Source organism: Kytococcus schroeteri (genome assembly GCF_042433515.1).
Classification (GTDB): Bacteria; Actinomycetota; Actinomycetes; order Actinomycetales; family Dermatophilaceae; genus Kytococcus; species Kytococcus schroeteri.
Genome location: NZ_JBHLVH010000006.1, coordinates 43,406 through 55,127, shown reverse-complemented (window position 1 = coordinate 55,127; position 11,722 = coordinate 43,406). Strand labels below are relative to the sequence as shown.

The 11,722-nt window shown below is 75.0% G+C and carries 11 protein-coding genes and 2 tRNA genes; 7 read left to right on the top strand and 6 right to left on the bottom strand.

The annotated features are described in order from the left end of the window. Positions 1 to 29 precede the first annotated feature (29 nt). Positions 30 to 494: an SRPBCC family protein gene (locus ACFFHC_RS03685; RefSeq protein WP_101849787.1), complete on the top strand. Its 465-nt coding sequence runs from the start codon at positions 30 to 32 to the stop codon at positions 492 to 494. A 111-nt stretch (positions 495 to 605) separates the two neighbouring features. Here ACFFHC_RS03685 and ACFFHC_RS03680 read toward each other — a convergent pair. After that, positions 606 to 677: transfer RNA gene (locus ACFFHC_RS03680), tRNA-Arg, on the bottom strand. Positions 678 to 732: 55 nt separating this feature from the next. Between ACFFHC_RS03680 and ACFFHC_RS03675 the strand changes: the two genes are divergently transcribed. Further along, the gene (locus ACFFHC_RS03675) at positions 733 to 4,320 is read left to right on the top strand and encodes a DEAD/DEAH box helicase family protein (protein WP_141494869.1); all 3,588 of its coding nucleotides are present in this window, start codon (positions 733 to 735) and stop codon (positions 4,318 to 4,320) included. A gap of 375 nt (positions 4,321 to 4,695) precedes the next feature. Here ACFFHC_RS03675 and mscL read toward each other — a convergent pair whose 3' ends face one another. The 4 genes from mscL to ACFFHC_RS03655 all read right to left on the bottom strand — a co-directional run bounded on the left by mscL (position 4,696) and on the right by ACFFHC_RS03655 (position 6,859). Further along, positions 4,696 to 5,073: a large conductance mechanosensitive channel protein MscL gene (gene mscL / locus ACFFHC_RS03670; protein ID WP_070705448.1), complete on the bottom strand. Its 378-nt coding sequence runs from the start codon at positions 5,071 to 5,073 to the stop codon at positions 4,696 to 4,698. 85 nt (positions 5,074 to 5,158) lie between these two features. Next, positions 5,159 to 5,884 carry an SAF domain-containing protein gene (locus tag ACFFHC_RS03665; RefSeq protein ID WP_101849790.1) on the bottom strand — a complete coding sequence of 242 codons (726 nt, stop codon included), beginning with the start codon at positions 5,882 to 5,884 and terminating at the stop codon, positions 5,159 to 5,161. Positions 5,885 to 6,012: 128 nt separating this feature from the next. Beyond that, positions 6,013 to 6,228: an FmdB family zinc ribbon protein gene (locus ACFFHC_RS03660; RefSeq protein ID WP_070703525.1), complete on the bottom strand. Its 216-nt coding sequence runs from the start codon at positions 6,226 to 6,228 to the stop codon at positions 6,013 to 6,015. 10 nt (positions 6,229 to 6,238) lie between these two features. Beyond that, the gene (locus tag ACFFHC_RS03655; protein ID WP_083323412.1) at positions 6,239 to 6,859 is read right to left on the bottom strand and encodes a 5-formyltetrahydrofolate cyclo-ligase; all 621 of its coding nucleotides are present in this window, start codon (positions 6,857 to 6,859) and stop codon (positions 6,239 to 6,241) included. A 100-nt stretch (positions 6,860 to 6,959) separates the two neighbouring features. Between ACFFHC_RS03655 and galU the strand changes: the two genes are divergently transcribed. The 4 genes from galU to ACFFHC_RS03635 all read left to right on the top strand — a co-directional run bounded on the left by galU (position 6,960) and on the right by ACFFHC_RS03635 (position 9,555). Beyond that, a complete protein-coding gene (gene galU, locus ACFFHC_RS03650) occupies positions 6,960 to 7,880 on the top strand; it encodes a UTP--glucose-1-phosphate uridylyltransferase GalU (RefSeq protein ID WP_070703526.1) in 921 nt (306 codons plus the stop codon). A gap of 20 nt (positions 7,881 to 7,900) precedes the next feature. Continuing rightward, entirely contained in the window at positions 7,901 to 8,521 is a 621-nt protein-coding gene (locus ACFFHC_RS03645; RefSeq protein ID WP_180802252.1) for a GNAT family N-acetyltransferase, read from the top strand. Between the two features lie 79 nt (positions 8,522 to 8,600). Continuing rightward, positions 8,601 to 9,374, top strand: coding sequence for a hypothetical protein (locus tag ACFFHC_RS03640; RefSeq protein WP_101849792.1), 774 nt, complete (start codon positions 8,601 to 8,603; stop codon positions 9,372 to 9,374). A 108-nt stretch (positions 9,375 to 9,482) separates the two neighbouring features. Then, a tRNA-Ala gene (locus ACFFHC_RS03635) sits at positions 9,483 to 9,555 on the top strand. Positions 9,556 to 9,721: 166 nt separating this feature from the next. On the opposite strand, the gene brnQ is transcribed toward ACFFHC_RS03635, so the two are convergent. Further along, positions 9,722 to 11,047 carry a branched-chain amino acid transport system II carrier protein gene (gene brnQ / locus ACFFHC_RS03630; RefSeq protein ID WP_202876735.1) on the bottom strand — a complete coding sequence of 442 codons (1,326 nt, stop codon included), beginning with the start codon at positions 11,045 to 11,047 and terminating at the stop codon, positions 9,722 to 9,724. A 441-nt stretch (positions 11,048 to 11,488) separates the two neighbouring features. Between brnQ and ACFFHC_RS03625 the strand changes: the two genes are divergently transcribed. After that, a complete protein-coding gene (locus ACFFHC_RS03625) occupies positions 11,489 to 11,722 on the top strand; it encodes a DUF1963 domain-containing protein (protein ID WP_070703467.1) in 234 nt (77 codons plus the stop codon).

The following is an 11,722-nucleotide window of genomic DNA, read 5'->3' as shown; positions in this document are numbered from 1 at the left end:
CGCCCGGACCGGACACCCAGGAGGTGCTCATGAACGACAAGCCCACCCGCATCAGTGCCCAGCGCGAGATCCCGGCCTCCACCGCCGAGGTCTTCGACGTGCTCTCCCTGCCGGAGAACCACGTGAAGCTCGACGGCTCGGGCTTCGTCCGCTCGGTCGGCCACGGCGACCGCATCACCGAGGTCGGCCAGGTGTTCACCATGAACATGGAGGGCGACCACATGGGCGGCGAGTACCAGACCGACAACCACGTGACCGGGTACAACAAGAACCAGTCGCTGGCCTGGAAGACCGCCCCGGCCGGCACCGAGCCGCCCGGCTGGGAGTGGGTGTGGACCCTCGAGGCCCAGGGCCCGGACTCCACCCTCGTCACCGTCTCCTACGACTGGTCCGAGGTCACCGACGAGGCGCTGCTGCAGAAGGTCGGCTTCCCGCTGGTGCCGCAGGAGGCCCTCGAGGACTCGCTGGAGAAGCTCGCGGCCGAGGTCGACTGACGCCACCTGGGGCACGACAGGGGCACACGGATCGCGCGGAGATCGCACGCCCCACGCGCAGGACCCCGCTCCCCGGCCGGATCTGGCCGTCGGAGCGGGGTCCTGTGCGTGTGCCCCCGGCAGGATTCGAACCTGCGACACCTTCTTTAGGAGAGAAGTGCTCTTCCCCTGAGCTACGAGGGCGGGCGCGTCGCGCGGTCGCACAGTCTACGGGTCCGCGGGCAACTACCCTGCCCCTGTGAGCACCGAGCCCCAGTCCCCCACCCCCGTCGGTCGCGCGACGTCCGCCGCGTGGTCGTCCGCCCTCGCCGACTCGGGTGGGCGCAACAGCCTCATCTGGGGTCCGCGGCCGGGCCTGTCCCTGGACCTGGTGGCCGCCCACCCCGGTGGCGTGGCCAAGCTGCTCTCCGGCCAGCCGGTGCTCCTCAGCGACCTCGTCCGCGCCCCCGGGCCGCGCGCCCGCGCCCTCGCCACGGCCCTCGCCATCGCCGAGCGCGCGCAGGAGATGGAGGACGACTGGGGCCTGACCACCTGCTTCGTCACCTCCGGCACCGCCACCTGGGACGTCCCGGGAACGCTCGCCCCGGCCGCCGCGGTGGTGCTTCGCCCGGCCCGGGTCACCGTGGTGGACCCGGCGCGCAGCGAGGTGGAGTTCGCCCTCACCGGCATCCCCGAGGTGAACCCGGCCCTACTGCGCTTCCTGCGCGTCTCCCACGGCGTGGACCTCGACCCGGTGGTACTCGCCGAGATGGTCGACCGCCTCCACGCCCGCACCGACGACCCGCTGCTGCGCCACCTGGAGATGCTCTGCCGCGCCGTGCCCGGCTTCACGGTCCGCTCGGGGCAGCGCCTGGCCACGCTCACGCACGCCAAGGACGCCGGCATCGCCGACCTGGCGGAGGTCACCGCCGCGCCCTCGCGCCTGGTCACCCAGCTGGCGGCGGCCACCGGCGGCCGTGACACCAACCCGGTGGCCCCGCACCTGCCCCGCGTGGCCGGGGTGACCCGCAACGTGGTGTGCCCGCTCGATGCCGTGCAGCTGCAGGTGCTCGACCTGGTGGCCGCCGAGCAGGACGTCCTCGTGGAGGCCCGCCCGGGCACGGGCCGCACCAGCCTGCGCTCGGCCCTCGTGGCCGATGCCGTGGCGCACGGCCGCACGGTGCTGGTGGCCGCGGCGGACGCGTCGGTGCGCCGCCAGGTGGCCGCCGTCATCGACAACTGGGCCGAGTCCGAGGTGCCCGTGGCCTGGGGGGTGGCCCGCACGCGTGACGAGGAGGTCACCCAGCACGCCGCCCTCACCGCCGCGCTGGAGCGCCTGGTGGAGGGCGGCGACCCGGCCCCGGTGTCCACGGCGGACCCCTCGCGGACGTCGCTCGACGAGGCCCTGGCACAGCACCTGGGGCACGCGGCCACGGTGCACGACAAGCGCCAGCCGTGGGGCGTGAGCGTCCACGACCTGCACCAGCGCCTGGCCGCCCTGGCGGGGACGCCGACGCCGCCCTCGGTGGTGGTGCCGCTGGACGACGAGGTGGTGCAGCGCATCAGCGTGGCCGACCTGCCGGGTGTGCAGGCCGACCTCACGGACCTGGCCCGCCGGGGCGCGTGGTCGGTGCGGGCGCGGGAGAACGCCTGGTTCGGCGTGCACGCCGACGACGAGGCGGAGGCGCAGCGCCTGGCCGCGGTGGCCCGTGGCCTGGCCGAGGGTCGCCTGCAGCAGGTGCGCGACGACCTCGCCGCCGTGGCTGAGAGCCTCGGGGTGCCGCCGGTCGGCTCGCTGGAGGAGGGGCTGCGCCTGCTGCGCCTGGCCCGCTCCGTGCGGCTCACCGTGCAGCGCTTCGGGCCCGCCGTGTTCGAGGAGGACCTCGACGCCTGGTCCGCCGCCCACGGTGGTCGCGCGCCGCGTCCGCTCGGTGGGCTGCAGGCCCGCCGGACCCGCGCCCACGTGCGCGAGCTGCTGCAGGAGCACGGTGCCGACCCGCAGGAGGGCGTGGCCGCGGCCGTGGCCCAGGCGGTGAGCACCGGGCACCGGCTGGCGGGGTGGCCGGGCCGCCGCGCGGACGCCCCCGTGGAGCCGCTGGGCGCTGAGCTGACGGCGGCCTCCGAGCGCTTCGAGTCGGTCTACGACGACGTGGTCTGGTTCGGCACGCACCTCTCCGGCGAGGAGGGGGCGGAGCTCCCCGCGGCGGACCTGGACGCGCTGCAGCAGCGGATGCAGCGGCTCGTCGCCCACCCCGAGGGCGCCGCGGTGCTGGCCGATGTCTCGCCTCGCTGGCGTGAGCTGGCCGGCCGGGGCCTGGAGCCGGTGTTGCGGGAGTTCTCGCGCCGTGCGGTGCCCACCGAGCGGGTGGCCACCGAGGTGGAGCACGTGTGGATCCGCGCCGTGCTGGCGATGATGGAGCGCGCCACCCCGGAGCTCACCACGCACGACCGCGAGTCCGCCCTGGCCGGCGTGGCCGCGCTCGAGGAGGCCGTCACCGCCTCGCACACCGCCGCGCGGGAGGCCGTGGCGCAGGGGGTGCACACGGCCCGGGTCGCGCTGGGTCGCTCCCGCCGTGCGGCCGCCCTGCTGGAGGCCGCACGCCGTGACGGCCCGTGGGGCCTGGCCGAGTGGTGGCGCCGCGCCCCGGACGTGATGCGGGCGCTCACCCCCGTGGTGGTGGCCTCGCCGTGGGTGGTGGCCGACGCGCTGCCCGCCTCGGCGCGGCTGGACCTGGTGGTCGTGGACGACCTCACGGGCACCACGCCGGCGCGCGTGGCCGCCGCGCTGGGCCGTGCCCGCACCTTGGTGGGCTTCGGTGACCCGGAGGTCTCGCGCCCGCGCGAGCCGCAGCCGAGCACCCCGGGCGAGCCGACCGCCCCGGCCGTGGGCGAGTCCGCCTGGGTCGTCCTGGCACGGCGCGTGCCGCAGCTGGCGCTGGCCACCGCCTGGCGTCCCCTCTCGGCCGACCTGGAGCCCCCGGTTCCGGGCCGCACGCCGCTGGCCGCGGTGCCGGGGCTGCGGTCGACGGTGCGCACCCGCCACGTGGTGGAGCAGGAGTCCGTGCCGCAGGCCGTCTGGGAGCTCGTCCGTGGCGCCCTCGCGCAGCCCTCGGGCACGCAGTCGGTGCTGGTGACCCCGCCCACCGATGCCGAGGCCACCTGGTGGCGCCAGCGCCTCGACCGGCACCTGGAGGGCGACCACTACACGGCGGCCGTGCGCGGCAACGTCACCGTGCTGCCGTGGCGTCGCGCCGTCCGCACCACGGCCGACGTGGTGGTGGTGCTGGCCGACGGGCACGGCGAGCTGCTGGGCGAGGTCGTGGCCGCCCCGGGCACCGACCGGCTGGTGCTGCCGGTGCTGCGCCGGGCGCGTCGTGCCCTGGACCTCGTGGTCACCCGCTCGTCGGAGGACGAGCTGCGCGCCGCCCGTTCCGTCCCGGACACCGCCGGTGGTCTGCTGACCCGCTGGTTCGACGCCCCGCCGGTGGGTGGCAGGGCCGTGGCCGATGCGGATCTGCCGCCTTTGCACGCGCGCTTCGTGCGCCGCCTGCGGGCCGAGGGCCTCGTGGTGCGCCCGGTGCACCACGCCCTGCTGGGCTGGGTGCTGCACGTCGCCCCGGGTCCTCGCCGTCCGGAGATCACCACCATCCTGTTCGACGAGCCGGTGACCCGCCGCGACGTCGAGGTGGACGCCCACGTGCGCGTCTGGCCCGAGCAGCTGCGCCGGGCCGGCTGGCTCGTGGAGCAGGTCTCGAGCCTGGACCTGCACCGTGACCTGGGCCGTGAGGCGATGCGGGTGCGCAACGGCGTGCTGCGCGCTGCCGCGCAGCAGTCGGGTCGCGCATGACCCGGCGCGCCCACCGCCGGGTGGTCGCCCCCTCCACGGCGGTGGGGGCGGTGGACTGGGAGGACTCGACGCCTCGCACCCGGGACGGTGCGGAGGACGAGCCCGCCGGCGCCGGCCCTGCGGCGGCAGGACCCGCCCGTGGTGTGTCCGGGGGCGCTCCCGGCCCCGCCACACCCGGGGCCCGGCGCGTGGTGAGCGAGCGTCCCTTCTCGGCGGCCGACAGCCGGTGGCTGGAGGACCGCCCGCCCCACTGGGGCTGACGCCCGCACGGCGCGCCCCCTCCCCGGCACAGCACGACGCCGCCGCACCTGTCGGGTGCGGCGGCGTCGTCGTCAGCGGGCGCTCGGCGCCGGGGCCGGGTCACCGGCCGGGGGCTCACAGCCCGCGGTTGGCCTTGAGCAGGTCGCGGATCTCGGCGAGCACCTCGGAGTCGGTCTCGGGGACCTCCAGGCCGCGACGCTCGTTGAACTTGTTCATCGGCAGCACGAACACGAAGTACACGACGGCGGCGGTGATCAGGAAGGTGATCAGCGCGGTGATGATGGCGCCGAAGTCCATGAAGGTGGCCGGGTTGGACGAGCGCAGGCGGAAGCCCAGACCGTCGGCGTTCACGCCACCGACGGCGGCGAGGATCGGGTTGATGAGGTTCTCGACGACCTTGTTGACCACGGCGGCGAAGGCCGAGCCGATGACGACCGCGACGGCCAGCTCGATGACGTTGCCGCGCATGATGAAGTCCTTGAAACCCTGCATGGTGGTGCTCCTGAATCTGTGGGGGGGGGGGGTGAACCACCGGGTGCGGGGGTCCAGGCCCGCAGACTATCCGGGGCAGGGCCCCTCACCCCGCCACTTTGGTGCGTGAGTCGTCACTTTTTTCCGGATCGTCCGGCCCCAGGGCCCCGGCCCCCTTTCCAGCGGGTGCCACCAGCACCACCGCCACCGGCGTGTCCAGGCCCGTGGCCGCACCGCCCGCGCCGGCCACCGCGTCGGACTCCTCGGGCGTGAGCGCCACCCACAGCCCACCCACCGCATCGGGTGACTCGGGGTCGGGTGCCACGCTGCCGCGCACGGTGGCCCGTCTCGCCACGGTCCGGCCGGTCTCCCGCTCGATGAGCCGCACCGTGGACCCGCTGCCGGCGGCCTGCAGCACCGGCGGGTCGAGCACCGGGAGGAAGACCAGCTCCTGCCCGGCCGGCACCTGGCGCCCGTCGGGCAGCAGCGCCCGTTCGGTCACCGGGTCGCCGGCCGCCAGCGGCACGGCCACTGTGCGTCCCACCAGTGCGTCCGCCCCGACCGGCGACCAGGTGACCGCGTCCTGCGGCAGCTCCACCTCCTCGAGGTGCTCCTCGGCCAAGGGGGTGCCGGGGGCCACGTCGCCGGCCGCCACCACTGCACGGGCGGTCTCCGGCGGGGGTGGTGCCACGGCCTGCACCCCCGTGCCCACGGCCAGGGCCGCGCAGGCGACGGCCCCCGCGCGCCGCCATCGGCGCACGCGGTGGGCCGCCGGGCGGTCGCTCGTGGCGGGAGTGCGGTCGCGTCGGCGCAGGCGGCGCAGCAGGTCCATGGGTCCTCCTCCGGGTGTCGTCCGGGAGGAGCGTCGCGGCCCGGCTCCTCCGCGTGTGTGGGGGAGCCGGGCCGCCTGTGGATGCCGGGAGGGGGAGTGTTCCCCCTCCACAGCCAATGGGTCGTCGGTCAGTCGCCGGACCCGCCGGAGTCCCCGCCACCGGAGGGGCCACGGCTGTCGGTGCGGTAGAAGCCGCCGCCCTTGAAGGTCACGCCGACGGTGCCGTACACCTTGCGCAGCTTCCCCTCGCACTGCGGGCAGGTGGTGAGGGCGTCGTCGGTCATCTTCTGGTTCACGTCGAAGGCGTTGTCGCACGCCGTGCACGCGTAGGAGTAGGTGGGCATGGGGCGGATTTTACGGCGTCTCCGCGCCCCGCCCGCCGCCGAACCAGGTGGTCCCGGCCGGCCGCAGCACCCCGTCCACCGGCAGGTCGTGCGCCTCGTGCGGCACGCGGTCCACCAGCTCGACGTCGTGCAGCAGGGTCACCACCCGCACCCCCTCGCGACGCCGCGGCAGGGTGCGGTCGTAGCAGCCGCCGCCCTGGCCCAGGCGCATCCCCGCTCGGTCCACGGCCAGCCCCGGGGTGAGCACCAGGTCGGCCTCCGCGATGCCGTCGAGCCCCATCGCGGGACCGAGCCCCACCGCGTCGTCCGCCACCACGTCACCCGCGGGAAGGCCCCGCACCTCCGCCCAGTCCAGCGAGAGGTCGGGCAGCGTCAGCGGCACGAGCACGCGCACCCCCTCGTCCAGCAGGGCACGGGTCAGGGCGGCGGTGGGCGGCTCGGTACGCCAGGCGGTGAACAGCGTCACCGTCCGCGCCCCCTCGCCCCGCACCAGCTCGATGCCGTGGCGCGCCAGGGCGGCGCCGTCCGCGGCGTGCCGTTCGCACGCGGCCCACTCGCGGCGTGCGGCCCGCACCACGCGGCGTGCCTCCTTCTTGTCGGCGGGCAGCTCCAGGGGCAGGTCGGTGGCCATGCAGGCAGTATCCCGCCGACCCCGCGGCGGACCCGCCCCGAGACGGCTCCGTCCCCCGGTGGGACGGGCGGGGCCCGGCCGGGTCGCCTACTGTGGGCCCATGACGACGCGACGCCCGGTCCGCAAGGCCGTGATCCCCGTGGCGGGTCTGGGGACCCGCTTCCTGCCCGCCACCAAGGCCATCCCCAAGGAGATGCTGCCGGTGGTGGACAAGCCCGCCATCCAGTACGTGGTGGAGGAGGCCGTGCGCGCCGGCGTGGGCAACGTGGTGATGGTGACCGGCCGCAACAAGGGCGCGCTGGAGGACCACTTCGACCGCCACTGGGAGCTCGAGAAGGCCCTGGAGAAGAAGGGCGACGACCTGCGCCTGCGCCGGGTGCAGAAGTCCAACGAGATGGGCAGCCCCCACTTCGTGCGCCAGGGTGAGCCCAAGGGCCTGGGCCATGCCGTGCTCTGCGGCCGCCCGCACGTGGGCGACGAGCCGTTCGCGGTGCTGCTGGGCGACGACCTCATCGGCGCCGGGGACCACCTCCTGGAGCAGATGATGGAGGTGCAGCAGGAGCGCGGCGGCTGCGTCGTGGCCCTGATGGAGGTGCCGGCCGACCAGGTCAACCTGTACGGCTGCGCGGCCATCGAGGGCGAGCCCGACGCCGACGGCGTGGTGAAGGTGACCGGGCTGGTGGAGAAGCCGGACCCGGCCGACGCGCCGAGCAACCTGGCCATCATCGGCCGCTACGTGCTGGACCCGAGCATCTTCGACGTGCTGGAGGACCTGCCCCCGGGTCGTGGCAACGAGATCCAGCTGACCGACGCCCTGCAGGAGCGCGCCACCGCCACCGGTGAGGGCGCCGGGGTGTGGGGCGTGGTCTTCCGCGGCGACCGGTACGACACCGGCGACCGCCTGGACTACCTCAAGGCCGTGGTGCGTCTGGGCCGCCGGCACGGCGAGTTCGGCGAGGAGTTCGACGCCTGGCTGCGCGAGTACGTGCAGGGTCTGGACGTCCCGACCACCGACGCCTGAGCGCCCGCCTCCGTACGACCGTGGCCCGCACCGTCGCCTGGCCCGTGTGCCCCGAGGGGCTCACTCCGGCCGGCGAGGTGGTGCGGCTCCGCCCCCTGGTGCGGGGCGACTGGCCGGCCTACCTGCGGCTGCGGCGCGCCAACCTCGGGCACCTCACCCCGGGCACGGCCGACGACCCGGACGCCCCCGGGCTGGGGGCGGTGCCGCCGGTGCGGGCGGCCTTCCACCGGATGGTGCGTCGCGCCCGCCCGGAGGCGCTCTCCGGGGCGGCGCTGCACTGGGGCGTCGAGTACCGCGGCGAGCTCGCCGGCGAGATGGTGCTCGACGACATCCGGTGGGGTGGGCACCGGTCGGCCTCGGCGGGGTACTGGGTGGACAGTGCGGTGACCGGTCGGGGTGTGGGGCGCACCGCGCTGCGGCTTGCTCTGGACCACGCGCTCGGGCCGGTGGGCCTGCACCGTGTGGAGGTGGCGGTGGCCGTGGACAACGCCACCTCCCTGGCGATGGTGGGGGCCCTCGGCCTGCGCGAGGAGGGGCTGCGGCGGGCCGCGGTGTTCATCGACGGGGCGTGGCGCGACCACCGCGTCTTCGCCGTGACGGCCCCGGAGTGGGGACCGTCCGGGGTGGTGCGCGAACCGTGACCGGATGTTCACTCTCCGTTGGGGTCGAGGACGTGTGTTGCCCCTGTGAATCACACCGTTGTGTTTCTAGACTGCGGCCATGCCGCCCAGCCTCCTCGTCCTCGTGCTCGTCGTCCTCGTCTGGGTGGGTTTCGGTGCTCAGTGGTGGTGGAAGCGACGTGACCACGTGAAGACGGTGAAGTCCATGGACGCCTTCCTGGACGCGATGGAGGCCCTGGAGCAGTCGGTGCGGATGCCCGACCCCCGCTCGCGCGACCTGGACCACCCTCCAGCGCAGCACGTCTCGCCGACCGCGCAGCTGCAGCCGACGGTCACCGTCAAGCCGCGCCGCGACGAGGCCGACGTGGCGCGCGCCCACGCTCGGGAGGCCGAGCGCCGCGCCCGCGCGGCTCGCGGCGCCGACCTCTTCACCCTCGGTTCGGTGCGCGACCAGCTTGCCGACGCCTCCGTGCGCGCCGGCCTGCTGCTGGCCACCGCCCTGGGCCTGCTGGTCTCCCTCGCCGGTGCGCTGGTGGGAGCGCTGAGCTGGTTCTGGGTGGCCCTGTTCGTGCTCGGGTTCGCCGCCACCGTGGCCTGGTCGCGCAAGTGCGCCGAGATGCAGCTGCGCGGCACCGGGCTGCGCATCACCGGTGTGCGCCGCGGGGCCCGGGAGGTGCCCGCCGGTGGCCGGTCGGCCTCCGGGCGCTCGCGCTCCGTGGCGGCCCGCCGTGGTCGGTCCTCGGCCCCGACTCGTGCGCAGCGTCCGGCCCGCCCCGGCCGGCCCACGCACGCGCCCTCGCGTCGCCCGCTGCCCAAGGGTGTCAAGGTCACCGCGGCGCCGCGGTCCCAGCGCCGCACTGCGGCCCGCCGCTGAGCGGGGCGGGTCGCTGGCCCGCAGCCGGCCGCGCGTTGGCCGCGCGTTGGCCGCGTTGGCCGCGTTGGCCCACCGTCCGGACAGTTGCTATAGTCGGCGGTCGCACACGGGGCTATGGCGCAGTTGGTAGCGCGTCTCGTTCGCAATGAGAAGGTCAGGGGTTCGAATCCCCTTAGCTCCACCGGTGACACGAAGGCCCCCTCCGCACGGAGGGGGCCTTCGTCGTGCGCGGGCCGTGGCCCGCAAGTGCTGCTCCGGGGGGTGGGTCCACATCGCCCGGGGTGTCGCACGCTGTGGGCGTCGTCACCCCGGGCCAACCGGACCCTGCCCCGATGCGGGTGCCGCGCTCAGGCGGTGGCCGGCTCGGTTCGCGCCGTGTCCGGGCGGGCGGCACGCTCCGGGACCCCGCGCACCCGGTCGAGCACCGCGCCCACCACGGCCGCCACCAGGGTGGGCAGCACCCACCCGAGCTGCTGGGCGTGGCCCGGCGACCAGCTGATGAGCGGCTCGAGGGCCGAGGCGCCCCATCCCAGCCCGACGAGCGTCATGACGGCCGACCACACCAGGGCCACCGCCAGCGCGAGCACGTAGGCCAGGTGCAGGCGGAGCCGCAGGGCGGCCTCCACGAGCACCAGCAGGATCAGCGCCATCGCCGGCGGGTACAGGAAGCCGATGATGGGTGCCGCCACCTCGATCACCTGCTCCAGGCCCAGCGTGGAGATCGCCAGCGAGACGAGGCTGAAGACGATCGCCCACGTGCGGTAGGAGACGGCCGGCACAAGGCGGGCGAAGAACGACGAGGTGGCGCCCAGCAGGCCCACCGAGGTGGTGAGGCAGGCCAGGATCACGATGAGCGCGAACACCACCGTGCCGGTCGGGCCCATGGTCTGGTGGGCGGCCTCGGAGAGCATGCTCGCCCCGTCGGTGTACCCCTGCCCGTCCGGCAGGCGCTGCCCGATGAGGGCCAGGCCCAGGTAGACCGCGCCCAGCATCAGGCCGGCGAGCAGACCGGCCACCGAGACACTGCGCAGCAGGCGGCGGCCCGGCTCGATGCCGGCGTGGGTGAGGGTGGTGATGACGACGATGCCCAGTGCCAGGGCGGCCAGGGAGTCCATCGTCAGGTAGCCCTGCAGGAAGCCGGAGACGAACGGCTGGTCGGCGTAGTCGGCGGAGGCCGCGGCGGGCTGGCGCTCCATGCGCACCAGCGAGAGGGTCACCAGCAGCACCATGAGCCCCAGCAGGGCTGGGGTGAGGTAGCGGCCGATGGTGTCGATGATGCCGTCGGGGTTGAGGGCCAGCAGGTAGGTGAGGCCGAAGAACACCACGGCGAAGACGGCCTTGGCGGTCCACGAGTCGGTGCCGGTGAGCGGCGGGACGCTCGCGGCGTAGCTCACCGCGCCGGTGCGCGGCAGCGCGTAGCTGGCGCCGATGGACAGGTACACCAGCACCGGGAACAGCACGCCGAACACGCGGCCTCCCCGGGAGGTGAGGTGCAGGATGTCGCCGCCGGTGACGGCCACGGCCGTCACCGCCAGGATCGGCAGGGCCACGGCCGAGAGCATGAAGCCCAGGAGGGCGGGTGCGAACCCGTCTCCGGCCTGCGCCCCCAGCATCGGTGGGAACACGAGGTTCCCCGCGCCGAAGAACATGGCGAAGAGGGAGCCCGCTGTCATGGCCATCAGGACGGTTCTGGATCGTGTGTGCTGCATGCTCTTTCCCAGTGGTCGGTGTGTGACGGCGACCATAGTTGCCCCGGGGTGGGGGCTCCGTCGGGGGGAGGAAGGAGCGGCCTGACCGGGCCGGGCAGCATCGGGGCCTGGACGTCATCGAGGAGTACCTGTCCCTGCCGCGCCGGTGGGAGAGCAAGCTCGGTGGCTCGCCCTATCTCCCGGCCGGCGTGGCGTGGCCCACGCGTTCGGTCCCGGACGGGTACGTGCGGTCCACGGACCACGGGGGCGAGACGCCCCCCTGGACCAGGCGCGCCTCCCCCTCCGCATGACCTTCACCTGCCGGGAGCCAGAGGAGCAGCTGCCGGGTCTCGGGACGGCCGACGTCCCCCGGCCCTGTCCACGGCCCTCGGGGACACCCCCTACGGGGAAGCGGTCGAGGCACTGATGGCGGCCGGGGTGGCCTCCGGCGGCACGCAGCTGGGCGGCTACCCGTACTTCACCCAGTCCGACCCGCGCGACCAGGATCAGGGGCCGGAGCGCGTCCTGCTCTTCCAGCTGGACAGCGACAGTGCGGGGGTCACCGTCGGCGATGCGGGCGTGATGGGCTTCTTCGTCCCGGTCGAGGACCTGGCCCGGGGAGACCTGCGGCGCGTGGGCATGTCCTGGGACTGCTGCTGA